Source organism: Streptomyces hamibioticus (assembly GCF_047946815.1).
In the GTDB taxonomy this organism is placed as follows: domain Bacteria; phylum Actinomycetota; class Actinomycetes; order Streptomycetales; family Streptomycetaceae; genus Streptomyces.
Map to the genome: position 1 here is coordinate 4,591,470 of NZ_JBKKQY010000001.1, position 22,870 is coordinate 4,614,339.

General features: G+C 72.6%; 18 protein-coding genes. 10 read left to right on the forward strand and 8 right to left on the reverse strand.

Annotation, left to right across the window (positions count from 1 at the left end; translation table 11 throughout):
* Positions 1-35: 35 nt before the first annotated feature.
* Genes ACLGIH_RS20960 through ACLGIH_RS20980 form a run of 5 tightly spaced genes read right to left on the reverse strand, consistent with a single transcriptional unit; the run spans position 36 to position 5,667 of the window.
* A complete protein-coding gene (locus ACLGIH_RS20960; RefSeq protein WP_416526792.1) occupies positions 36-1,346 on the reverse strand; it encodes a DUF58 domain-containing protein in 1,311 nt (436 codons plus the stop codon).
* A complete protein-coding gene (locus tag ACLGIH_RS20965; RefSeq protein WP_416526793.1) occupies positions 1,346-2,335 on the reverse strand; it encodes an AAA family ATPase in 990 nt (329 codons plus the stop codon). The genes ACLGIH_RS20960 and ACLGIH_RS20965 overlap by 1 nt, the downstream gene beginning before the upstream one ends.
* The gene (locus ACLGIH_RS20970) at positions 2,335-3,567 is read right to left on the reverse strand and encodes a DUF4350 domain-containing protein (RefSeq protein ID WP_416526794.1); all 1,233 of its coding nucleotides are present in this window, start codon (positions 3,565-3,567) and stop codon (positions 2,335-2,337) included. The genes ACLGIH_RS20965 and ACLGIH_RS20970 overlap by 1 nt, the downstream gene beginning before the upstream one ends.
* Positions 3,564-4,334 carry a DUF4129 domain-containing protein gene (locus ACLGIH_RS20975; RefSeq protein ID WP_416526795.1) on the reverse strand — a complete coding sequence of 257 codons (771 nt, stop codon included), beginning with the start codon at positions 4,332-4,334 and terminating at the stop codon, positions 3,564-3,566. Before ACLGIH_RS20975 ends, ACLGIH_RS20970 begins: the two co-directional genes overlap by 4 nt.
* Positions 4,335-4,338: 4 nt before the next feature.
* Positions 4,339-5,667, reverse strand: a complete 1,329-nt coding sequence (locus ACLGIH_RS20980; RefSeq protein WP_416526796.1) for a DUF7847 domain-containing protein — start codon at positions 5,665-5,667, stop codon at positions 4,339-4,341.
* Positions 5,668-5,807: 140 nt separating this feature from the next.
* On the opposite strand from ACLGIH_RS20980, the gene mtnA reads away from it, so the two are divergent.
* The 7 genes from mtnA (at position 5,808) to ACLGIH_RS21015 (ending at position 14,876) form a co-directional block, all read left to right on the forward strand.
* Positions 5,808-6,950, forward strand: coding sequence for an S-methyl-5-thioribose-1-phosphate isomerase (gene mtnA / locus ACLGIH_RS20985; protein WP_416526797.1), 1,143 nt, complete (start codon positions 5,808-5,810; stop codon positions 6,948-6,950).
* Between the two features lie 125 nt (positions 6,951-7,075).
* Positions 7,076-7,765 (forward strand): two-component system response regulator MtrA, encoded by a 690-nt coding sequence (gene mtrA, locus ACLGIH_RS20990; protein ID WP_189869080.1) that lies wholly within the window; start codon positions 7,076-7,078, stop codon positions 7,763-7,765.
* A gap of 1 nt (position 7,766) precedes the next feature.
* Entirely contained in the window at positions 7,767-9,827 is a 2,061-nt protein-coding gene (mtrB, locus tag ACLGIH_RS20995) for an MtrAB system histidine kinase MtrB (RefSeq protein WP_416526798.1), read from the forward strand.
* Entirely contained in the window at positions 9,817-11,658 is a 1,842-nt protein-coding gene (locus tag ACLGIH_RS21000) for an LpqB family beta-propeller domain-containing protein (RefSeq protein WP_416526799.1), read from the forward strand. The genes mtrB and ACLGIH_RS21000 overlap by 11 nt, the downstream gene beginning before the upstream one ends.
* A 299-nt stretch (positions 11,659-11,957) precedes the next feature.
* Complete coding sequence (locus ACLGIH_RS21005; protein WP_416526800.1) at positions 11,958-12,908, forward strand: ComF family protein; 951 nt, start codon at positions 11,958-11,960, stop codon at positions 12,906-12,908.
* A 312-nt stretch (positions 12,909-13,220) separates the two neighbouring features.
* Complete coding sequence (gene hpf / locus ACLGIH_RS21010; protein ID WP_416526801.1) at positions 13,221-13,913, forward strand: ribosome hibernation-promoting factor, HPF/YfiA family; 693 nt, start codon at positions 13,221-13,223, stop codon at positions 13,911-13,913.
* Between the two features lie 216 nt (positions 13,914-14,129).
* Positions 14,130-14,876 carry a response regulator gene (locus ACLGIH_RS21015; protein WP_416526802.1) on the forward strand — a complete coding sequence of 249 codons (747 nt, stop codon included), beginning with the start codon at positions 14,130-14,132 and terminating at the stop codon, positions 14,874-14,876.
* A gap of 43 nt (positions 14,877-14,919) precedes the next feature.
* Here ACLGIH_RS21015 and ACLGIH_RS21020 read toward each other — a convergent pair whose 3' ends face one another.
* Complete coding sequence (locus ACLGIH_RS21020) at positions 14,920-16,098, reverse strand: winged helix-turn-helix domain-containing protein (protein WP_416526803.1); 1,179 nt, start codon at positions 16,096-16,098, stop codon at positions 14,920-14,922.
* A 188-nt stretch (positions 16,099-16,286) separates the two neighbouring features.
* Positions 16,287-16,856, reverse strand: a complete 570-nt coding sequence (locus ACLGIH_RS21025) for a GNAT family N-acetyltransferase (RefSeq protein ID WP_416526804.1) — start codon at positions 16,854-16,856, stop codon at positions 16,287-16,289.
* Positions 16,857-17,150: 294 nt separating this feature from the next.
* On the opposite strand from ACLGIH_RS21025, the gene secA reads away from it, so the two are divergent.
* Positions 17,151-19,976, forward strand: coding sequence for a preprotein translocase subunit SecA (gene secA, locus ACLGIH_RS21030; RefSeq protein ID WP_416526805.1), 2,826 nt, complete (start codon positions 17,151-17,153; stop codon positions 19,974-19,976).
* A 125-nt stretch (positions 19,977-20,101) separates the two neighbouring features.
* Here secA and ACLGIH_RS21035 read toward each other — a convergent pair whose 3' ends face one another.
* Positions 20,102-20,881 carry an Rv3235 family protein gene (locus tag ACLGIH_RS21035; RefSeq protein ID WP_416526806.1) on the reverse strand — a complete coding sequence of 260 codons (780 nt, stop codon included), beginning with the start codon at positions 20,879-20,881 and terminating at the stop codon, positions 20,102-20,104.
* 330 nt (positions 20,882-21,211) lie between these two features.
* On the opposite strand from ACLGIH_RS21035, the gene ACLGIH_RS21040 reads away from it, so the two are divergent.
* Positions 21,212-21,727, forward strand: coding sequence for a DUF6912 family protein (locus tag ACLGIH_RS21040; protein ID WP_416526807.1), 516 nt, complete (start codon positions 21,212-21,214; stop codon positions 21,725-21,727).
* Positions 21,728-21,793: 66 nt separating this feature from the next.
* On the forward strand, positions 21,794-22,459 hold the full coding sequence (locus ACLGIH_RS21045; protein ID WP_416526808.1) for an HAD family hydrolase: 666 nt from the start codon (positions 21,794-21,796) through the stop codon (positions 22,457-22,459).
* Positions 22,460-22,870 lie beyond the last annotated feature (411 nt).

Genomic DNA, 22,870 nt, shown 5'->3' on the forward strand with positions numbered 1-22,870 from the left:
TCAGGCCACGGTTGTGGGGCCGCAGCCCGCCTGCCTTACAGGCGGCCCGCGGCCTTCAACGCCAGATACGCGTCCGACAATGCCGGCGCCAACTCGTCCGGTGTCGCGTCGACGACGGTCACGCCGTGGCGGCGTAGTTGTTCCGCGGTTCGCTCGCGTTCGGACTGCGCCTGTGCCGCCGCTGCGGCCTCGTACACGGATTCCGTACTGCCGCGGGCCTTCGCCATGCGGGCGACGTGCGGGTCGGCCACCGAGGCAAGCAGGACCGTGTGCCGCTGGGTGAGCCGGGCGAGGACGGGGAGCAGGCCTTCTTCGATCGGGGCCGCGTCCAGCGTGGTGAGGAGCACGATGAGGGATCGGCGGGGCGCCGCCCGCAGGGCGGTGGCCGCGAGACCCCGTGCGTCGGTTTCCACCAGCTCCGGTTCCAGTGTGGCCATGGCGTTGACCAGGGCAGGCAGGACGTCGCCCGCCGTGCGGCCCTGGACGCGGGCGCGTACTCGGCGGTCGTAGGCGAGGAGATCCACGCGGTCGCCGGCGCGGGAGGCCAGGGCCGCCAGGAGGAGTGCCGCGTCCAGGGAGGCGTCGAGGCGAGGCGCGTCGCCCACCCGGCCGGCCGACGTGCGGCCGGTGTCCAGGACGAGCACGATGTGGCGGTCGCGTTCGGGGCGCCAGGTGCGTACGGCGACCGTGGTCTGCCGGGCCGTCGCTCGCCAGTCGATGGAACGGGTGTCGTCGCCGGGGACGTACTCGCGCAGGCTGTCGAACTCGGTGCCCTCGCCGCGGGTCAGCACACTGGTGCGGCCGTCCAGTTCCCGGAGGCGGGCGAGCTTGGAGGGCAGGTGCTTGCGGCTGGTGAACGGGGGCAGGACGCGGACCGTCCAGGGGACCTCGTGGGTGCCCTGGCGGGCGAACAGGCCGAGCGGACCGTACGAGCGGATGGTCACGCGGTCGGCCTGCCGGTCGCCGCGGCGGGTCGGTCGTAGGCGGGTGGTGATGCGACGGCGTTCGCCGGGGGGAATCGTCAGGCGGTGGCGGGACGACGCGGTTTCCGTGCCGGGCTGCCAGCTGCTGGGGGGCCAGGCGTCGCGGAGGCGGGCGCGCAGGGGGCGGCCCGACGGGTTGGTCAGCGTGAGGGTGACGTCCGCCGTGTCGCCCAGCCGTACGGACGTGTCGCCGGAGCGGGCCAGGCCCAGGCGCCGTACGGGGGCCGCGAGGGCGTAGTCGCAGGCGCAGGCGACGGCGAGCGGGGCGTTGACCGCGAGGATGCCCGTCCAGCTGGGTTCCCAGATGCCGACGGGGAGGGAGCCTAGGGCCGCGAGGAGCGCGGCGCGTCCGGTGAGCGCCATCAGCGGGGCACGGGGACGTGGGCGAGGATCGCGTTGATCACGGAATCGGCCGTCACGCCCTCCATCTCGGCCTCGGGGCGGAGCTGGACACGGTGGCGAAGGGTGGGCAGCGCGAGGGCCTTCACATCGTCCGGGGTGACGTAGTCGCGGCCGGTCAGCCATGCCCACGCGCGGGCGGTCGACAGCAGGGCGGTGGCGCCGCGCGGGCTGACGCCCAGGGTGAGGGAAGGGGACTCGCGGGTGGCGCGGCAGATGTCGACGACGTACGCCGTGATCTCGGGGGAGACCGTGGTCTTGGCGACGGCGGCGCGGGCCGCCTCGAGGTCGGCGGCGTTCGCGACGGGGCGCAGGCCGGCGGCGCGCAGGTCGCGCGGGTTGAAGCCCGAGGCGTGCCGGGTGAGGACGTCGATCTCGTCCTGGCGGGAGGGCAGCGGGATGGTGAGCTTGAGGAGGAAGCGGTCCAGCTGGGCTTCCGGGAGGGGGTAGGTGCCCTCGTACTCGACCGGGTTCTGGGTCGCGGCGACGAGGAAGGGCTCGGGCAGGGCGCGGGGGGTGCCGTCCACCGTGACCTGGCGTTCCTCCATCGCCTCCAGGAGGGACGACTGCGTCTTCGGCGGGGTGCGGTTGATCTCGTCGGCGAGGAGGAGGTTGGTGAAGACCGGGCCGGGCTGGAAGGAGAACTCGGCCGTGCGGGCGTCGTAGACGAGGGAGCCGGTCACGTCGCTCGGCATCAGGTCGGGGGTGAACTGGACGCGCTTGGTGTCGAGTTCGAGGGCCGAGGCGAGAGCGCGCACCAGGAGGGTCTTGGCGACGCCGGGGACGCCTTCGAGGAGGACGTGGCCGCGGCACAGGAGGGCCACGACGAGGCCGGTCACGGCGGGGTCCTGGCCGACCACGGCCTTGGCGATCTCGGCGCGCAGGGTTTCGAGGGAGGCGCGGGTGTCGCGCGGGTCCCCGGTCTGCCCGGCGTTGTCAGTGGTCGGGTCCATCATGGACGGCGTACCTCTCTTTCGAGGGCGTCGAGTTGGTCGGCGAGGGAGATGAGGGCCGCGTCGTCGCCTGGCGGCGGGCCGAAGAGCAGGGTGGGCAGGGACTGTCCGTCGCCGTGCGTGCCCTGGAGGTGGGCGGACAGGGCGGGCAGCAGGGTCTCGGGCGTGTGCGCCTGGGAGGCGGGGGTGCCGACGAGGGGGGCGAGGCGCGTGCGGGTGGTGGAGCGAAGAGCGGCGGCCGCGCGGTCGCGGGCGTTCGCCTTGCGGTAGAGGCGGGCGCGGCCTTCGACGGTCTCGGAGGCGCGGATCGCTACGGGGAGTTTTTCGGGCACGAGGGGGCCGAGTCGGCGCGCCCTCCAGAGCGCGGCGAGTGCCGCGGCGATGAAGACCTGGAGCGTGCCCCAGAGCCAGCCGGAGGGGAGCAGGTCGAAGAAGTCGCGTTCCTCTTCCGGGGTGGCGGTGCTGTCGGCGAGCGAGGGGAGGTACCAGACCAGATGGGGGCGGGAGCCGAGCAGTTGCAGGGCGAGCGAGGCGTTGCCGTGGTCGTCGAGTCGGTCGTTGTGGAGGATGTCGGGGGCGCCGAGGACGATCGTGTCGCCTTCGGCCTTCTCCTCGCGTGCCTGCGTCGGCTGTTCCGGCGTCTGCGGGATGCGCAGCAGGGTGGCCAGGCGCTGGCTCGGGTAGCAGCGGTCGGCGTCGAGGTGGGTGGTGGTGTAGCGCAGGCCGCCCGTGTCGGCGTTGCCGGCGCGCCGGGCGGCGGGCAGGGCGCAGTCGGGGGACAGCGTCGAGTCGAGGCTGATGGCGGGGTCGGCGGTGACGCCGGGGGCGAGCCGCTCGACGGACGAGCTGCCGGGGGCGACCAGGACGGTGCGGCCGCCGGATCCGGCGGTGACCGAGTGCAGGTCGGCTTGCTGGCGCTCCGTCAGGCGGTCGGGGACGGCGACCAACAGGGTGGTGTCGGCGCCGGTCGCCGCGCGTGCCTGGGCGAGGGTGGTGACGACGCGGGTGGACACGCCCCGGTCGGTGAGGAGTTCGGCGACGGCTCGGCTGCCCCGGGGGTCGACGGAGCGTGGGTCGAGTTCGCCGTGCCGGGCGTCGGAGCGGACGACGGCGATCGCGACGGCCCCGGCGACGAGGAGGACCAGGGCGAGGACGATGCCCCGCGCGCGGGTCCACAGCCGGTGTGCGGTGGGCGAGGCCGAGGTGGGTCGGAGGGTGGCCTCGGTCGTCATCCGGCGGCTCCCTGGCGGGTGTGGTGGTCCGCGGTGCGGGCGCTGCTGTCGGCCGGTTGCGGCTTGCTGCGCTCCAGGCGGCGGTCCAGGTCGGCGATGCGACGGTACGACTGTTCGCTCGCCGACCGGCCGCCGTATGTGACGTCGTCGAAGTCGCGGGCGGCGGTGCGCAGCGCGGCGCCGTGCGCGGGCAGGGCGTGGCCGGCTTCGGCGGCCGCCTCGTCTGCGGTGCGGCCGGGGCGGACGTCGAGCAGGGCGCGCTCCTCCAGGGCACGGACGATGGCCCGCATGCGTTCCTGGACGGCCTGGTTCCAGTGGCCCTGGGCGGCGTGTGCGTCGGCCGCCGTGCGGTGTTCGGCGGCGCTGCGGGGGCGGTCGTCGAACACGGCGGCGGAGGAGACGGGGCGGCGGCGGGGGGTGCCCAGGCGCCACCAGAGGGCGCCCAGGACCGCCAGGACGGCGAGGATGATCACGACCAGGCCGAGCGTACCTCCCGGTGCCGCGGTCGAGGCGGCGCTGAACAGGTCGTCGATCCAGTCCCAGAAGGCGTCCAGGGCCCGTTCGAACCAGCTGGGGTCGTCCTCGTGGTACATGCCCTTGGACAGCTCGCGCCGGGCCGCCTCGCGCGCGGGGTCGCGTGGGATCGTCAGCGGCGGTTCGTCGTCGGAACGCGGCAGCGACCGGACGACGGTTTCGCCGGCGCGCAGCAGCGTCCGTACGGCGGCGCCCGGCAGCGCCTCTGTGAGAACTCCCCCCGGCGTGCTCACCGCATCAGCTCCCCGGGATGGCGCCGGGCGTGCCGGGGGCGCCGGGGCCGTAGCTCTGGACGCCGGCGGCGCGGGCCAGGTCGAGGTCGAGGGCCTCGCGGCGGATGCGCTGGTCGATGTAGAGGAGCACGGTGACCCCTGCCGTGATCGGGAACGTGATCATGGAGCCGATCACCGAGCCGATGCCGCTGACGATGAGGAAGGTCCAGCCGACGTCGCCGGTGCCGTTGAGGAAGCCGCCGACGCTCTCGCCGTCGAGGGTCGCGGCGAGGACGGCGAAGGGGATGACGATGATCGACGCGACGACGTTCGCGATGATCGTGGCGAGCAGCTGGATGCCGAAGATCCGCCACCAGGAGCCGCGCACGAGCTTGGCGGAGCGGCTCATCGACTTCACGATGCCCTGCTTCTCCAGCATCAGCGCGGGCGATGCCAGGGAGAAGCGGATCATGAGCCACAGGGCCAGGACGGCGGCGCCGATGATGCCGAGGACGGTCAGCGCGACCGCCGCGTCACCGCCGGCCGTGACGGCGACCAGCAGACCGGGCAGGGCGCCGACGGTGACGACACCGGCGGTGATGAGCAGCAGCAGGACGATCAGGCCGAACAGCTTCACGACCTGGGGGCGGGCGTCTCGCCAGGCTTCACGGGTGGTGACCGGTTTGCCGAGCACCGCGCGGCTGGTGACGGTGGTCAGCAGGGCGGTCGCCACGACCGTGCCGACGAGGGTGATCACGAAGAGGACGCCCGAGCTGATCATGGCGTCGGCCATGGCGTCCCCGAGTTCGCCGAGGGTCGCGCTCGGGTCGTTGAGGGCGTCCGTGCTGGTGTCCAGGACGAGCCCCTGGAGCAGGACGACGATGACCTCTATGACCACCGCGACGGTCAGGGAAATGCCGAGGACGGTGCGCCAGTACGTGCGCATGGTGGAGACCGCGCCGTCGAGGATCTCGCCGACGCCGAGCGGGCGGAGCGGGATCACGCCGGGCTTGGCCGCGGGCGGAGGGCCGCCCCAGCCGCCGTAGCCTCCGGGGCCGCCGTAACCGCCCCAGCCGCCGCCCGGGCCGCCGTGGCCGCCGCCGGGGGGCGGGGCGCCCCAGCCCGGGCCGGGGGGCGGGGGAGGCGGTGCCTGGCCGGGGCCCGTGGGTGCGGACCACTGGCCGGGTGGCGGCTGCTCCTTGGACCACTTCGTGCCGGACTGGTCCGACGGCTGTGCGCCCTGATCCGGATCGGGGCCCGGGCGGTCGGCCGGCCCGGCGGGGCCGGACGCGCCGGGCTGCCGCCCGTCGGACGGGGAGGATCCGGGCGAGGCCCAGCCCGGAGTGTCATTCATCGTCGCTCCTTCACGGTGCCCGTCCGCGGTCGCGGCGGCAGGTTGGCAGCCATCGTGCCATGTGGCGGTCGGGTGGGGACCGGCCACGGTAGGGGGTGCGCACCTTCAATTGTCCGCGGGATACGGGGCAGACTGACCGCATGGCTGATCAGTACGCGCAAAGCGGCGAGGACAAGCGGCCGACCGACATCCCGGCCCTCCGCTGGGAAGAACCTCCAGAGGGCCCGGTGCTGGTCCTGCTGGACCAGACGAGGCTGCCGGCCGAGGAGGTCGAGCTGGTCTGCACGGACGCGTCCGCGCTGGTGGAGGCGATCCGTTCGCTCGCCGTGCGCGGGGCCCCGCTGCTCGGCATCGCGGGCGCGTACGGCGTCGCGCTCGCCGCCGTACGGGGCTTCGACGTGGACGAGGCCGCCGACTCGCTGGCAGGGGCCCGGCCCACCGCGGTGAACCTCGCCGTCGGCGTGCGGCGGGCCCAGGCAGCTCACCGGGCCGTGCTCGCCGAGGGCGGTGACGTCCGGCAGGCGGCCGAGGCGGCGCTGACCGCGGCCCGGGCGCTGCACCGGGAGGACGCCGAGGCCAGCGCCCGCATGGCCGAGCACGGGCTGGCGCTGCTCGACGAGCTGCTGCCGGGCGGCGGACACCGCATCCTCACGCACTGCAACACCGGGGCGCTGGTCTCCGGCGGAGAGGGCACGGCGTTCGCGGTGGCGCTCGCGGCGCACCGGGTGGGGCGGCTGCGGCGCCTGTGGGTGGACGAGACCCGGCCGCTGCTGCAGGGCGCCCGCCTGACCGCGTACGAGGCGGCCCGCAACGACATGGCGTACACGCTGCTCACCGACAACGCGGCCGGTTCGCTGTTCGCGGCCGGGGAGGTCGACGCGGTGCTGGTCGGGGCGGACCGGATCACGGCCGACGGATCGGTGGCGAACAAGGTGGGGACCTATCCGCTCGCCGTGCTCGCGCGGTACCACCACGTGCCGTTCATCGTGGTGGCGCCGCTGACGACGGTGGACCCGGACACCCCCGACGGGGCGTCCGTCGAGGTCGAAGAGCGGCCCGGATACGAGGTGACCGAGGTCACCGCGCCCCAGGTGCCGGTGGCGGGCACGGCCGGGGGGATCCAGATGGCGCCGCTGGGGACGCAGGCGTACAACCCGGCGTTCGACGTGACCCCGCCGGAGCTGGTGACGGCGATCGTCACCGAGCAGGGCGCGATCTCGCCGGTGACCGCCGAGGCGCTCGCCGGGCTGTGCGCCGGATCCCGCCGGGAGACGTCCGGCTGAGGCGGTGCGGGGCCGGACCGCGCGGTCGCGGAGGGGCGGGGGCAGACAGTGACGGTCGCGTACGACTATCGTCACGAGGCAGTGACCTGCCTCACCTGCGCCTTCGCCACCGTTATGAGAATGGGATGATGTCGTTTATGAAGGGACGAGTCCTTGTCGTCGACGACGACACCGCACTGGCCGAGATGCTCGGCATTGTGCTGCGTGGTGAGGGTTTTGAGCCGTCTTTCGTAGCCGACGGCGACAAGGCGCTGGCCGCCTTCCGTGAGACCAAGCCCGATCTGGTGCTGCTGGATCTGATGCTGCCCGGCCGCGACGGCATCGAGGTGTGCCGCCTGATCAGGGCGGAGTCCGGGGTGCCGATCGTGATGCTGACGGCCAAGAGCGACACCGTCGACGTGGTCGTCGGCCTGGAGTCGGGGGCCGACGACTACATCGTCAAGCCGTTCAAGCCGAAGGAGCTGGTGGCCCGGATCCGGGCCAGGCTCCGGAGGTCCGAGGAACCGGCGCCCGAGCAGCTCGCCATCGGTGACCTGGTCATCGACGTGGCCGGTCACTCCGTGAAGCGGGACGGGCAGGCGATCGCGCTGACGCCGCTGGAGTTCGACCTGCTGGTCGCGCTGGCCCGCAAGCCGTGGCAGGTGTTCACGCGCGAGGTGCTGCTCGAGCAGGTCTGGGGCTACCGGCACGCGGCGGACACCCGGCTGGTCAACGTGCACGTGCAGCGGCTGCGCTCCAAGGTCGAGAAGGACCCGGAGAAGCCGGAGATCGTGGTGACCGTCCGTGGTGTCGGTTACAAGGCCGGGCCGAGCTGACATGTCCGAGGACAGTGCCGCTTCGGCGCCCGGCCGGTCCGGGGCCCGTGCCGGGCGGCCTGTCGACCGGACATGCGCGGGCTCCCGCTGGGGGCGCCTGCTGGAGAGCGGGCTGCTGCACGGCGGAGTGCAGGGCAGCCCGGTGCTCCGGCTCTTCATGCGCTGGGTGCGCCGGCCGTTGCTGCCCGTCATGCGGCTGTGGCGGCGCAACATCCAGCTCAAGGTCGTCGTCACCACGCTGCTGATGTCGCTGGGCGTCGTCCTGCTGCTGGGCTTCGTCGTCATCGGCCAGGTCCGCAACGGTCTGCTGGACGCCAAGGTCAAGGCGTCGCAGAGCCAGGCCACCGGCGGTTTCTCGGTGGCCAAGCAGCGGGCCGACGAGGCGGCCAGAGTCACCGACGAGGGCGGCAGCCCCCCGGACGCGCGTCCCTCGCAGAACGTGATCCAGTGGATGAGCGAGCTGGTGAAGGCGCTCTCCAGCGGCGGCCAGGGCGCCTTCGAGGTGGTCACGCTCCCGGTGGGCGGCGACGGCGGTGGCGGGCGCGGTCCGCGCGCCTCCGGCCTGGTCGACCCGACGGCCAGCGTGCCCGTGGCCCTGCGCGAGCGGATCGACAGCGACCCGACGGCGGCGCAGAGCTACACCCGCATCATCTACAACTCCAGCGAGGCCTCCCAGCCGGCGCTGGTGATCGGCAAGCAGGTCAACGACCCCAACGGTGACCCGTACCAGCTGTACTACCTCTTCCCGCTGACACAGGAGGAGAAGTCGCTGAGCCTGGTCAAGGGCACGCTGGCGACGGCCGGGCTGTTCGTCGTGGTCCTCCTCGGAGCCATCGCCTGGCTCGTGGTGCGGCAGGTCGTCACGCCGGTGCGGATGGCGGCGAGCATCGCCGAGCGGCTGTCCGCCGGGCGGTTGCAGGAACGGATGAAGGTCACCGGCGAGGACGACATCGCACGTCTCGGCGAGGCCTTCAACAAGATGGCGCAGAACCTCCAGCTGAAGATCAGCCAGCTGGAGAACCTGTCGCGGATGCAGCGGCGGTTCGTGTCCGACGTCTCGCACGAGCTGCGGACGCCGCTGACCACCGTCCGGATGGCGGCCGACGTCATCCACGACGCGCGCGTGGACTTCGACCCGGTCACCGCGCGGTCGGCCGAATTGCTCGCCGACCAGCTGGACCGGTTCGAGACGCTGCTCGCCGACCTGCTGGAGATCAGCCGCTTCGACGCGGGCGCGGCGGCGCTGGAGGCGGAGCCGATAGATCTCAGGGAGGTCGTGCGGCGAGTCGTCAGCGGGGCCGAGCCGCTCGCCGAGCGCAAGGGCACGCGGATACGTGTCGTCGGCGACCAGCAGCCCGTCGTCGCCGAGGCCGACGCCCGGCGGGTGGAGCGGGTGCTGCGCAACCTGGTCGTCAACGCCGTCGAGCACGGCGAGGGCAGGGACGTCGTCGTGCGGCTCGCCGCGGCCGGCGGGGCGGTCGCGGTCGCGGTGCGCGACTACGGCGTCGGACTCAAGCCCGGCGAGGCGACCCGGGTGTTCAGCCGCTTCTGGCGGGCCGACCCGGCACGCGCGCGTACCACGGGAGGTACGGGCCTGGGGCTGTCGATCGCCCTGGAGGACGCTCGGCTGCACGGGGGCTGGCTGCAGGCCTGGGGCGAGCCCGGCGGGGGCTCGCAGTTCCGGCTGACGCTGCCCAGGACGGCGGACGAGCCGCTGCGGGGCTCGCCGATACCGCTGGAGCCCACCGACTCGCGGCGCAACCGCGGACTGGGCGACGCCGGACTGCCGAACGCCGCCGATCGGCCGGCCGCAGTGCCGGCGCAGGCGACGGCCGGGCAGGCACCCCCGGCTCCGCACCGGGACCCGATACCGCCGAAGGCGGCGCCGGCTCCCGCGGCCGATCCGACGGCGCTGCCCGGCAACGGCGCGCGTGTGGTGCCGCGGCCCGTTTCGGGCGCCCGCGCGCAGGACGACCCGTCCGCCACGGAGGCGCGGGGCCGCACCGACGGCACCGGTCCGGAGGACTCGAGCAGGCAGGGGGAGGCTTTTCGTGGGCGCTGACCGGGAGGGGAGCGGCCGGCGCCGGCCCATGCGCTCGGTGGTGTACGCGGCCTGTGGCGTCGTACTGCTGGCGGGGTGTGCGTCCATGCCCGACAGCGGTGACCTGCGGGGCGTGGAGTCGACGCCGCGGCAGGACGCGCAGGTACGCGTGTTCGCCATGCCACCGCCGGAGGACGGCTCGCCGACGGAGATCGTGCAGGGTTTCCTGGAGGCGCTGACCAGCGACGATCCCAACTATGAGATGGCGCGCCAGTATCTGACGGGCGAGGCGGCGAAGACCTGGCGGCCGGAGCTGTCCACGACCGTGCTCGCGGGCGGTCCGGGCCCCGCGTCGGGGCCCTCGGTGCTGCGCGAGGACACGCGCGAGTACGCGCTGACCCTGACCGGCATCAAGGTGGCCACGGTCGACGCGCAGCGGTCGTACACGCCCGCCGAAGGGCAGTACCGGGAGTCGGTGCACCTGACGCGGGACACCGAGAGCGGGCAGTGGCGCATCGACGCGCTGCCGCAGGGCGTCGTCATGGGCCAGTCGGACTTCCAGCGCAACTATCTGTCCGTCAACAAGTACTACTTCGCCTCCAACGCCCCGGCGGACGCTCAGGCCGGCGCGGCCGGGCAGCCGGCGGCCGTCGCCGATCCGGTGTACGTGCGGCGGCGGGTGGAACCGATGACGCAGGTCGTGCGTTCTCTCATCAGCGGCCCGAGCAGCCTGCTGGGCCCGGTGGTCAGGTCGAGTTTCCCGACCGGTACGGCGCTGGCGAAGGGCGCAGCGCCACTGACCCCGGACGACCGCAGCCGGGTGGAGGTGCCGCTGAACGACAAGGCCGCCCGGGTCGGTGCGGACAAGTGCGACGAGATGGCCGCCCAGCTGCTGTTCACGCTGCAGAGCCTCACGCCGACGGTGGAGGAGGTCGAGCTGCGGGCGGGCGGATCCTCGCTGTGCTCGCTCACCGGCGACCAGGCCGCGGCGGTCGCCTCGCGCGGCTCGGCGCGGCCCCCGGACTACCTGTACTTCCTCGACGACAAGCACCGTCTGGTGCGGATCCCGTCGGACAGCAGCTCCACCAGGCCCCATGTGACCCCCGCCCCGGGGGCGCTGGGCGAGGGGGACACGGCCCTGCGGTCGGTGGCGGTGTCGCGCGACGAGCACACCGCGGCCGGAGTCGGTCTCGACGGCCGTGCGCTGTACGTCGGATCGCTTGTGTCGGGTGGTTCGCTCGGCGAGCCGGTGCTCGTCAGCCGGGGCAAGACGGAGCAGGACCGGTTCACGCCGCCCAGCTGGGACGCGTACGGCGACCTGTGGGTCGCCGACCGGAACCCGCAGGACCCGCGGCTGCTGGTGCTGCGGGAGGGCGCGGGCGGACCGGTGGAGGTGCGGGTCCCGCAGCTGGACGGGCGGATCGAGGCCGTGCGGGTGGCCGCCGACGGGGTGCGGATCGCGCTCGTCGTGGAGAAGGACGGTGACCGCTCACTGCTCATCGGCCGGGTCGAACGCGGCGAGAAGGCCGGTGACCGGCCGACGGTCCTCGAACTGCGGTCGGCCACACCCGCACTGGAAGAGATCAAGGCGATGTCCTGGGCGGGCGACAGCCGCCTGGTGGTGGTCGGACGCGAACACGGGGGCGTGCAGCAGATCGGGTACGTCCAGGTCGACGGCTCCACGCCGGAGGCCTCGGTGCCCGCGGCGCTGACCGGGGTCAAGGAGATCGCCGCGTCCGAGGACGAGCGGCTGCCGCTGGTGGCGTACTCGGAGGACGGGATCGTGCGGCTGCCGTCCGGGATGCAGTGGCAGAAGGTGACGGAGGGCACGGCGCCGGTCTATCCGGGGTGAGCGGTCCAGCACCGGCGTGTGCTTTGGGTGACCGCTGCGCTGAGGGTGGCACCTGCGCTGAGGTGACACAAGCGCTGAGGGTGAGCTGTCCGGCCGGTGAGGTGCTTCGGGCGGGCGTGCGGTGCTGCGGACGAGTGGTGTCACGGCCGTGCGGGGCCGCGGAAATGCCGTGCCCGAGGATGGGCCGTTTCGCTGGTGGGGCTCGTGTGAGGGACGCCCGTCGGCCGACGGCAGGAGTTGTCCACAGGGGTTTTCCACAGGGCTGGCCGAGTGGGGCCGGCGTTGGCACAGTGGTGGCCATGCGGGGGTGGTGGCAGGACCTCACCGACCTGGTGCTGCCGGCCGAGTGCGCAGGCTGCGGCGGGCCTCGCACGGTGCTCTGCCCCGAGTGCCGTGCCGCCCTGAGCGGGGCCGCACCGCGCCGGGTGCGACCGGTGCCGGAGCCGCCGGGGCTGCCGGTGGTGCACGCGTCGGCCCGGTACGCGGACGAGGTGCGGGCCGTGCTGCTGGCTCACAAGGAGCGCGGCGCGCTGGCGCTCGCGGGGCCACTCGGCGTGGCCCTGGCGGGGGCCGTGCGGGCCGGGCTCCGGGAGGGGCCGGCGGGTGGCGCCCACGGGGCCGGAGAGGGCCCGGCGCCGGTGGTTTCGCCGTCGGCGGGTGCGCCGGTGCTGCTGGTGCCGGTTCCGTCCGCGCCGCGGGCCGTGCGGACGCGTGGACACGATCCGGCGCGGCGGATCGCCCTCGTGGCCGCGGGTGAGCTGCGGCGGGCCCGGACGCCCGCCCGCGTGCTCACCGTGCTGCGCCAGCGGCGGGCCGTGGCCGACCAGTCGGGGCTCGACGCCCGGCAGCGGCTGGAGAACATGGCCGGCGCGCTGGCCGTGGCGCCGGGCGGCGGCCGGCTGCTGCGCGACGGTGGCCCGGTGGTGCTCGTCGACGACCTGATGACGACGGGCGCCTCGCTGACGGAAGCGGCGCGGGCGGTGCGGTCGGCGGTCGCGGAATCCGGTGCGTCGAGTGAGCGGAGAACCGGGGGCGGCACGTACAGAACGGCGACGACGGCCGTGTATCCGGGAGCAGCGTGGGAAGGCAGAGAGGAACGGAAGGCCGGAGCAACGGAAGTGAGGCTGAACCGGGCGTCTGCCGGACGGGGAATGACGGACGCGAACGGGGGTGGCGGCATGATCCGTTTCGCGATCGGCGCGGCCGTGGTGGCCGCTTCGCCAGATGCTTTTCAAATAAACCGGAACTGATTGAGATCTTGCGTCGTTCCAGGTAATGAGCAGGACCAATTCACCTGAACGGAGGTACGCCGCGGTAGAGGGTGACGACATCCGTCCGGGCGAGATATGTTCGGTTGTGAGGGAAAGCCGCAGGCCACACCTCTCCTGACCGAATGCCGTGCAGCGGATTTTCCGCATCACCCGCGCCGGTGGAGTGGAGATCTCGCCGACGGGGGAGGAGGTGGAAGTCACCGAGTCCGAGGTTCCGGGACTCACCGGAGCCTGGTGCAAAAGGGAGATGCTCCGCCGTCGAAGCGGAGCGATCCGGGAACGGAGTTCTGCGTGGACATCGTCGTCAAGGGCCGCAAGACCGAGGTGCCCGAGCGGTTCCGGAAGCACGTGGCCGAGAAGCTGAAGCTGGAGAAGATCCAGAAGCTCGATGGCAAGGTGATCAGCCTCGACGTCGAGGTGTCCAAGGAGCCCAACCCCCGACAGGCCGACCGCAGTGACCGGGTGGAGATCACGCTCCGCTCCCGCGGGCCGGTGATCCGGGCGGAGGCAGCGGCGAGCGACCCGTACGCGGCGCTCGACCTGGCGGCGGAGAAACTCGACGCCCGGCTGCGCAAGCAGCACGACAAGCGCTTCTCGCGACGCGGCGCGCGCCGGATCTCGGCCGCCGAGGTCGCCAACCACGTCCCGGACGCGGCGACGCTCAACGGGGCGGGAAGCGTCGCTCCCCGGGAGGAGCAGGAGCGCGTGCCGACCAAGAAGATCGGTTCGCTGGAGGTCCAGGGCGACGGGCCGCTCGTCGTCCGCGAGAAGACCCACTCGGCCGCGCCGATGACCCTCGACCAGGCGCTCTACGAAATGGAGCTGGTCGGGCACGACTTCTACCTGTTCATCGACTCCGAGACCAAGGAGCCCAGTGTCGTCTACCGGCGGCACGCGTACGACTACGGCGTGATCCATCTGCAGACAGACACGATGGTCACCCAGGCGCACGCACCCGAGGCAGGCGGTGCGCTGGGCGGCTGACCGGGCCGGCTGACAGCAGAGGCGGTGCCCCTGGAGCGCATGTGCGCCCCCCAGGGGCACCGGTGTGCGACGGCGTGCGACCCCTTGGGGCACCGCTCTGGCACCCCGGTGTCGCCCGGGCATGGAATCATGGCCGCAACGGCCCAACCGGTGGGTCGTTGCCTTGGGTTGGCGATGGCTCAGGAGCACAGGCCACAGCCGTCAGGGGGAGGAACGATGGCGGACAGCTTCGGACCGATGCGGGACGACGACGCGGACGACGGCGTTGTCGGCATGGGCCCGGACGCGGGCTCTCCACGCAAGGAGCCGATCAGAGTCCTGGTCGTGGACGACCATGCCCTCTTCCGCCGTGGCCTGGAGATCGTGCTCGCGGCCGAGGAGGACATCCAGGTCGTCGGGGAGGCGGGTGACGGGGCCGAGGCCGTGGAGAAGGCGGCCGACCTGCTGCCGGACATCGTGCTGATGGACGTACGGATGCCCAGGCGCGGCGGGATCGAGGCCTGTACCTCCATCAAGGAGGTGGCCCCCAGCGCGAAGATCATCATGCTGACGATCAGCGACGAGGAGGCCGACCTCTACGACGCGATCAAGGCGGGCGCGACCGGTTATCTGCTCAAGGAGATCTCCACGGACGAGGTCGCCACCGCCATCCGCGCGGTGGCCGACGGTCAGTCGCAGATCAGCCCCTCCATGGCGTCCAAGCTGCTCACCGAGTTCAAGTCGATGATCCAGCGGACCGATGAACGCCGTCTGGTGCCCGCGCCCCGGCTCACGGACCGCGAGCTGGAGGTGCTCAAGCTCGTCGCCACGGGCATGAACAACCGCGACATCGCCAAGGAACTGTTCATCTCCGAGAACACGGTGAAGAACCACGTGCGCAACATCCTGGAGAAGCTCCAGCTGCACTCGCGGATGGAGGCCGTGGTCTACGCGATGCGGGAGAAGATCCTCGAGATCCGGTAGCGGCGCCGAGCGCCGGTGAGCGGCGGCCGGTCGCGGTCGGTGCTCAGCCGGTCAGGCGGCTCAGCTCCCGCGCGAGGGGTTCGAGCAGTGCCGGATCGTCGATCCGCTCCACGCGTACGTCGGTGCAGTCCACCCAGCTCGCGGCCTCGATCAGGGCCTGCGCCACCGCCGGGACCGCCCTGGGTCCCTCCAGCGCGATCTGCTTGGCCACCAGCGTGCGCCCCTGCCGGGCCGGGTCGACGCGGCCGACGAGGCGGCCACCGGCGAGGACCGGCATCGCGAAGTAGCCGTGCACCCGCTTCTGCTTGGGCACATAGGCCTCGAGGCGGTGGGTGAAGCCGAAGATCCGCTCCGTGCGCGCCCGCTCCCAGATCAGGGAGTCGAAGGGGGACAGGAGTGTGGTGCGGTGGCGGCCCCGGGGAGGTGTCTCCAGTGCCGCCGGGTCGGCCCAGGCCGGTTTGCCGCCCCAGCCCGCCACCGCGACCGGAACCAGGCCCGAGTCGGCGATCACCGCGTCGACCTGCTCGGCCTTGAGGCGGTGGTAGTCCGCGATGTCCGCGCGGGTGCCGACGCCCAGGGACTGGCCGGCCAGGCGGACCAGGCGGCGCAGGCACTCGGTGTCGTCCAGCTCGTCGTGCAGCAGGTCGGCCGGGACCGCCCGTTCGGCCAGGTCGTAGACCCGCTTCCAGCCGCGGCGCTCGACGCAGACCACCTCGCCGTACATGAGCGCGCGCTCGACGGCGACCTTCGTGCCGGACCAGTCCCACCACTCGCTGGTCCTCTTCGCCCCGCCCAGTTCCGTCGCGGTCAGGGGGCCCTCCGCCCGGAGCTGCTTGATGACCTGGTCGTAGACGCCGTCGGGAAGCTCGTGATTCCACTGAGGGCGGCCGCGGTAGGCGCGGCGGCGGAAGGCGAAGTGGGGCCACTCCTCGATGGGGAGGATGCAGGCGGCGTGGGACCAGTACTCGAAGGCGTGCGTGTCCGTCCAGTAGGCGTCCTCGACCGTCCTGCGGCCCACCGCGCCGAGGCGGGCGTACGGCACGAGTTCGTGGGAGCGGGCGAGGACGGAGATGGTGTCGAGCTGGACCGCGCCGAGGTGGCGGAGTATGCCGCGGACGCCGGCGCGGCGATCTGGGGCGCCGAGGAAGCCCTGGGCCCGGAGGGCGATGCGGCGGGCTTCGGCTGCCGAGAGCTCCGTGGTGGGGCGCGGGAGGGTCGTCATACGTCCGCACGATAAGGGGTGGCACTGACAGAGGGGCCGGCAGTGGGAGGGGGAAGGGGGAGGGGCGGGGGCCGCGGTCCGGCCCCCGCGCCCGTCCGTGCCGCCCTCGGGGTCCCTCCCAGCTCGTCCAGACACCGGGGACACGATCGTCCGCGGCTGCGCAGCGGCGTGGGCACGCGGTCGCGCCGCTACGAGCGGGCCGGCAAGTACGGGGCCGTCGACGGCAGGCCCAGGTCCGACGGGAGCAGGGAGCCCACCCAGCAGTCGCGGCGTACGCCCTTGTTGTTGATGCCCGCCCGCAGGGTGCCCTCCAGGGTGAAGCCGGCGCGTCGCGCCACCGCGCGGGATGCCGTGTTGCCGACCTCCGCGCGCCACTCCACGCGGTCGACCTTCAGTTCGGTGAACGCCCAGCGGGACGCGGCGACGGCGGCCTCCGTGACGTACCCGTTGCCGCGGTGCTCCTTGGCGCCCCAGAAGCCGATCTCGGCGGTGCCCAGGGAGAGCATCGTCAGGCCGAGCATGCCCACCAGGTCGCCGGCGGGCAGGAACAGGCCGAACGTGAACATGGTGGAGTTCGCCCAGCCGTCGGGAACCATCCGCTCCGTGAAGCCGCGCGCGTGCTCGGGGAGATACGGCGAGGGCATCGTGGTCCAGCGCTGGATGTCGGGGTCCTGGCAGGCGGCGTACACCGCCTCGGTGTCCCGCGGGCCGACCGTGCGCAGGGCCAGGCGGTCCGTGGTGAGCGTGAGGGGTTCCATCGGCCGATTCTGCCGGGCGGCCCGTACCGGAGGCCAACCTTTTGCCGTGCGTGAACGGGCGGTCACGTGTCGCGCGGATCGTCGGCGGACGCGGCACCATCCACGGGCTCCGGACGTTGTCCTCAGTGAAAGCAGACTGGAGCAGACTGGAAGCGACATGAAGGAGCGGACGGTCGCCGCCACAGCAGGCCTCCCGGGGCGGCGGGGTCCTCGCTTACGATGGCCGTTGCTCAGTCACGTCCAGAATCGTAAAACCGACCGTCCCAGGCCCGACCGGCAAGGAGACCAACCCCCGTGTCCGTCCTCTCGAAGATCATGCGTGCAGGCGAAGGCAAGATCCTGCGCAAGCTGCACCGCATCGCGGACCAGGTCAACTCCATCGAAGAGGACTTCGTCGACCTCTCCGACGCCGAGCTGCGGGCCCTCACCGATGAATACAGGCAGCGCTACGCCGACGGCGAGAGCCTGGACGACCTGCTGCCCGAGGCGTTCGCGACCGTCCGCGAGGCCGCCAAGCGCGTCCTCGGCCAGCGGCACTACGACGTCCAGATGATGGGCGGCGCCGCCCTGCACATGGGCTACGTGGCCGAGATGAAGACCGGTGAGGGCAAGACCCTCGTCGGCACGCTGCCCGCCTACCTGAACGCGCTGTCCGGCGACGGCGTGCACATCGTCACGGTCAACGACTACCTGGCCGAGCGCGACTCCGAGATGATGGGCCGCGTCCACAAGTTCCTGGGCCTGAACGTCGGCTGCATCCTCGCCAGCATGACGCCGGCCCAGCGCCGCGAGATGTACGGCTGCGACATCACCTACGGCACCAACAACGAGTTCGGCTTCGACTACCTGCGCGACAACATGGCGTGGTCCAAGGACGAACTCGTCCAGCGCGGCCACAACTTCGCCATCGTCGACGAGGTCGACTCCATCCTCATCGACGAGGCCCGTACGCCGCTGATCATCTCCGGGCCGACCGACCAGGCCACCAAGTGGTACGGCGACTTCGCCAAGCTGGTCAAGCGCCTGAAGCGGGGCGAGGCCGGCCAGCCGCTGAAGGGCATCGAGGAGACCGGCGACTACGACGTCGACGAGAAGAAGCGCACGGTCGCCATCCACGAGTCCGGTGTCTCCAAGGTCGAGGACTGGCTGGGCATCGACAACCTCTACGAGTCGGTGAACACCCCGCTGGTGGGCTACCTGAACAACGCCATCAAGGCCAAGGAACTCTTCAAGAAGGACAAGGACTACGTCGTCATCGACGGCGAGGTCATGATCGTCGACGAGCACACCGGCCGTATCCTCGCCGGCCGCCGCTACAACGAGGGCATGCACCAGGCGATCGAGGCGAAGGAAGGGGTGGACATCAAGGACGAGAACCAGACCCTCGCCACGATCACCCTGCAGAACTTCTTCCGCCTCTACAACAAGCTCTCCGGCATGACCGGTACGGCGATGACCGAGGCCGCCGAGTTCCACCAGATCTACAAGCTCGGCGTGGTCCCGATCCCGACCAACCGGCCGATGGTCCGCAAGGACCAGTCCGACCTGATCTACCGCACCGAGGTCGCCAAGTTCGACGCGGTCGTCGACGACATCGCCGAGAAGCACGAGAAGGGGCAGCCGATCCTCGTCGGCACCACCTCGGTCGAGAAGTCCGAGTACCTCTCGCAGCAGCTCAGCAAGCGTGGCATCCAGCACGAGGTGCTCAACGCCAAGCAGCACGACCGGGAGGCGAGCATCGTCGCCCAGGCCGGCCGGAAGGGCGCCGTCACGGTCGCCACGAACATGGCCGGCCGCGGTACGGACATCAAGCTCGGCGGCAACCCCGAGGACCTCGCCGAGGCGGAGCTGCGCCAGCGCGGCCTCGACCCCGAGGAGCACATCGAGGAGTGGGCCGCGGCCCTGCCGGCCGCCCTGGAGCGCGCCGAGCAGGCCGTCAAGGCCGAGAAGGAAGAGGTCGAGGAGCTGGGCGGCCTCTACGTGCTCGGCACCGAGCGGCACGAGTCGCGGCGTATCGACAACCAGCTGCGCGGTCGTTCCGGCCGTCAGGGCGACCCGGGCGAGTCCCGCTTCTACCTGTCGCTGGGCGACGACCTGATGCGCCTGTTCAAGGCCCAGATGGTCGAGCGCGTGATGTCGATGGCCAACGTCCCGGACGACGTGCCGATCGAGAACAAGATGGTCACGCGCGCGATCGCCTCCGCCCAGTCGCAGGTCGAGCAGCAGAACTTCGAGACCCGCAAGAACGTCCTGAAGTACGACGAGGTCCTCAACCGGCAGCGCGAGGTCATCTACGGCGAGCGGCGCCGCGTCCTGGAGGGCGAGGACCTGCACGAGCAGATCCAGCACTTCATGGACGACACGATCGACGCCTATGTGCAGGCCGAGACCGCCGAGGGCTTCCCGGAGGACTGGGACCTGGACCGGCTGTGGGGCGCCTTCAAGCAGCTCTACCCGGTGAACGTCACCATCGAGGAGCTGGAGGAGGCGGCCGGCGACCGGGCCGGGCTGACCGCCGAGTACATCGCCGAGTCCATCAAGGACGACATCCACGAGCAGTACGAGGCGCGGGAGAACCAGCTCGGCTCCGAGATCATGCGGGAGCTGGAGCGCCGGGTCGTGCTGTCCGTGCTGGACCGCAAGTGGCGCGAGCACCTCTACGAGATGGACTACCTCCAGGAGGGCATCGGCCTGCGCGCGATGGCGCAGAAGGACCCGCTGGTCGAGTACCAGCGTGAGGGCTTCGACATGTTCACCGCGATGATGGAGGGCATCAAGGAGGAGTCCGTCGGCTACCTGTTCAATCTGGAGGTCCAGGTCGAGCAGCAGGTCGAGGAGGTCCCGGTGGAGGACGCCAAGCCCGCTCCGTCGCTGGAGAAGGGCACCCCGCAGGACGCGGTGCCGGCCCAGGCGGGCGCGCGCCCGGAGATCCGGGCCAAGGGCCTCGACGCCCCGCAGCGGCGCAACCTCCACCTGACCGCCCCCACCGTGGACGGCGAGGGCGGCATCATCGAGCGCGACGTCAGCGAGGACGGCGAGCCCGTGCGCTCCCCGGCCGACGGACTCACGCGCGCGGAGCGCCGCAAGCAGGCCAAGGGCGGGCGGCGCCGCAAGAAGTGACGGCCGCCTGCGCCGCTTGAGCGGCAGGGCGGGCCGGGAAGGGCCGGGGCACCTCGCAGGGTGTCCCGGCCCTTCGTATGGGGTCCTCTCCTCGGATGAGGTCCCTCAGGGATGCCGCGGGGGCCTCAGTCGTCGTCGACGTGCGGCATGCGCGGGCCGCCGAGTTCCACGGCCGAGCAGCGCCAGCGCAGGTCCCGGCCCCGTTCCAGGCGGAACGCCATGGCCCGCAGCCGGTCGCCCGCGCCGATCCGGACGAAGACCTCCAGGGCGCCGGGGCGCGGTGCGAAGTAGCCGACGTCCCGGACGACGGGCCGGGCGCCGCGGGTGCGCAGAGGGCCGCGTTCGGCGAGCCAGGCCAGTTCGTCGTAGGCGCGGCCGACGGTGTGCCGCAGCATCGAGTGCACGGGGCGCTGTCCGCAGAGCACGGCGAGGAGCCGTTCGGCGAAGACGTCGGTGGGGCGGGGCTGGGGAGGCGGTACCGGGCGCCGGGGGGTCTGGGCGGGGACGACCGGCGCGGGGGCCGCGGAGCCGGTGACCGGGTGGCAGGCGGCCGGTGCGGTGGCGCGGGGGGCGGCCGGTGCGGCGGGGGCCGTGCGGGAGGCGGGCGGGCGCTTGTCAGGGCCCGTCGGCGGCCGGGTGTCCGTGGGGCGCGTGCGGGAGCGTGGGCGCTGGGCGGAGGGGCCGGGCGGACGGCCGCCGGCTGCGGTGCCGCGGCCGGTCCTGCCGGGGCCGCGGGGCGGGGTGCCGCCGCCCCTGGAGGACGGCCCCTCGCCCGGGCGGCGGGCGGTGAGGGCGCCCGGTGCCGTACCGGCCTCCGGAGCGGTGCGGGCCGGGCCCAGGGGCTCCTGGTGGATCGGCGGCCGGCCGGCCGGGCGGCGTTGTGTCCTGGTCATGACCTTGTACATGGGGTCCCCGTTCTGCGGCCCGGTCGATACCGGGCAGTAACTTGTGGTCGGGGATCTTGTACGGGGACAGGGAGGGCGGGGGCAAGGACGGGGCGTGGCGGGCCGAGGGGACGGGGAGGTTCACCTATCCGGGTGGCGCGGTACCGGGCGGCGGCCGATGCGGGCGGCCGCGGCGGGTGAATCCGCGGCGTGAAGTGGACGTCCCGCGCGTCACGGGTGGGAACTCGAAAGGGGACACCTCCGCGTATCCTGAAGCCTCATCCAAGCCGAGCCCGATCCGGAGTCCGACCCGAGATCCGACCCCGGAGATCCGACCCGAAAGCGGCCAGCATGCGCGTCTACGTCCCCCTGACCCTCCCCGGTCTCGCCGAGGCGCACAGGACGGGCGAGCTGGGGGCCGCACCGCTCGTCGCGTACGCCGTCACGCCCGGGTTGCGCGAGTGGTACCTCTCGGAGGACGTCGAGGAGCTGGAGTACGCCGCCCTGAACCGGGCCGCGCTGGCCTCGCTGCGGCTGCTGGCGGCGGACGCCGGCGCGGCGCGGCGCCGGGTCGTGGTGGCCGCCGACGTCCCCGACGGCGCGGCGAGCGCCGACCCCGGCCGGGGACTGGACCCGGCCGCGCTCGGCGAGGTGCGGATCACCGCGGCCGTGCCGCTGGCCAAGGCGGCCTCGGTGCACGTCGACTCCGCCGACGCCGAGACGGACGTCGCCGCGGCCGTCGCAGCGCTCGCGGCGGCGGACGGCGGGGACGACGACGCGCAGTTCGTGGTGGACGGCGCCGAGGACCACGAGCTGCTGTGGTACGCGACGCAGGAGATTCCGAACCTGATCGGGTCCGGGGGCTGAGCCGCGCGCCCCGGCCTCACCGCCGAGCCGCTGTGAGTGTCAGTGGCGGCGGGTACGTTTTAGAACATGGGGATGCAGACAGGGGCACACATCGTCTGGGACTGGAACGGCACGCTGTTCCACGACAACGACGCGGTCATCGGGGCGACGAACGCGGCCTTCGCCGAGCTGGGGCTGGAGCCGATCACGCTGGAGCAGTACCGGGCGATGTACTGCGTGCCGGTGCGCACGTTCTACGAGCGGTTGCTGGGGCGGCTGCCCACCGACGCCGAGTGGGAGCTGATGGACGACACCTTCCACCGGCACTACATCGAGCACCGGGTGCGGTGCCGGCTCGCCGAGGGTGCGGCGGAGCTGCTCGCGGGGTGGCGGGAGGCGGGGCGCAGCCAGTCGATCCTCAGCATGTACGGGCACGAGGAACTGGTTCCGCTGGTTCGCGGATTCGGGATCGAGGCGCACTTCATACGGGTCGACGGGCGCACCGGGCCGTCGGGCGGCAGCAAGGCCGAGCACATGGTGCGTCACCTCGGGGCCCTGTCCGGGGTGGAGCCCTCCCGCACGGTGGTGATCGGGGACGCCGCCGACGATGCGCTGGCGGCGCGGCACGTGGGGGCGCGGGCCGTGCTCTACACCGGGGGGTCGCACGGCCGGGCCAGCCTGGAGGCGGCGGGGGTGCCGGTGGTGGATTCGCTTGCGGAAGCCGTGGAGGAGGCGGAGCGCTTGGCGGCGTAGCCGGGGCGGGGGGCGGGTTCGGGCCGGCATTGATCAATCTCCCAGGCCCTTCAGGCACTGGGGGAGGCGTGATCGCCCGCGGTTGCGCGCGTGGCGGCCCGCGGCTCCGCGTGCGACTGCCCGTAGTCGGCTCGTCTCTGTGCAGAACGTCAAACTTCCGCCCCCGGTTTTGTACACATACGGCTCATGACGGGCCCCCTGGGGAGAGCGATAGCCTTATGGCGTGATCAGCGCGATAGCTCGCGGGGGCACCGTTGCCTCCGCCCTGCGCCCGGTGAGCACGGAACACATCCGTGACCGGGCGGCGGTCGCTGGTCTTCGCGGGCGGGACGGGGCGTCGAGCGCCCCCGGGACGCCGAGCACCCCCCGGACGGCGGCGCCACCGAAAGCGGTGTCCCATCCGGTGGGCGC

Excerpts from the sequence above, each read along its gene's own strand:
- ACLGIH_RS20960 (WP_416526792.1), bottom strand. The coding sequence starts at position 1,346 with ATGGCGCTCACCGGACGCGCCGCGCTCCTCGCGGCCCTAGGCTCCCTC.
- ACLGIH_RS20965 (WP_416526793.1), bottom strand. The coding sequence starts at position 2,335 with ATGGACCCGACCACTGACAACGCCGGGCAGACCGGGGACCCGCGCGAC.
- ACLGIH_RS20970 (WP_416526794.1), bottom strand. The coding sequence starts at position 3,567 with ATGACGACCGAGGCCACCCTCCGACCCACCTCGGCCTCGCCCACCGCA.
- ACLGIH_RS20980 (WP_416526796.1), bottom strand. The coding sequence starts at position 5,667 with ATGAATGACACTCCGGGCTGGGCCTCGCCCGGATCCTCCCCGTCCGAC.
- mtnA (WP_416526797.1), top strand. The coding sequence starts at position 5,808 with ATGGCTGATCAGTACGCGCAAAGCGGCGAGGACAAGCGGCCGACCGAC.
- mtrA (WP_189869080.1), top strand. The coding sequence starts at position 7,076 with ATGATGTCGTTTATGAAGGGACGAGTCCTTGTCGTCGACGACGACACC.
- mtrB (WP_416526798.1), top strand. The coding sequence starts at position 7,767 with ATGTCCGAGGACAGTGCCGCTTCGGCGCCCGGCCGGTCCGGGGCCCGT.
- ACLGIH_RS21005 (WP_416526800.1), top strand. The coding sequence starts at position 11,958 with ATGCGGGGGTGGTGGCAGGACCTCACCGACCTGGTGCTGCCGGCCGAG.
- ACLGIH_RS21015 (WP_416526802.1), top strand. The coding sequence starts at position 14,130 with ATGGCGGACAGCTTCGGACCGATGCGGGACGACGACGCGGACGACGGC.
- ACLGIH_RS21020 (WP_416526803.1), bottom strand. The coding sequence starts at position 16,098 with ATGACGACCCTCCCGCGCCCCACCACGGAGCTCTCGGCAGCCGAAGCC.
- ACLGIH_RS21025 (WP_416526804.1), bottom strand. The coding sequence starts at position 16,856 with ATGGAACCCCTCACGCTCACCACGGACCGCCTGGCCCTGCGCACGGTC.
- ACLGIH_RS21035 (WP_416526806.1), bottom strand. The coding sequence starts at position 20,881 with ATGTACAAGGTCATGACCAGGACACAACGCCGCCCGGCCGGCCGGCCG.
- ACLGIH_RS21040 (WP_416526807.1), top strand. The coding sequence starts at position 21,212 with ATGCGCGTCTACGTCCCCCTGACCCTCCCCGGTCTCGCCGAGGCGCAC.
- ACLGIH_RS21045 (WP_416526808.1), top strand. The coding sequence starts at position 21,794 with ATGGGGATGCAGACAGGGGCACACATCGTCTGGGACTGGAACGGCACG.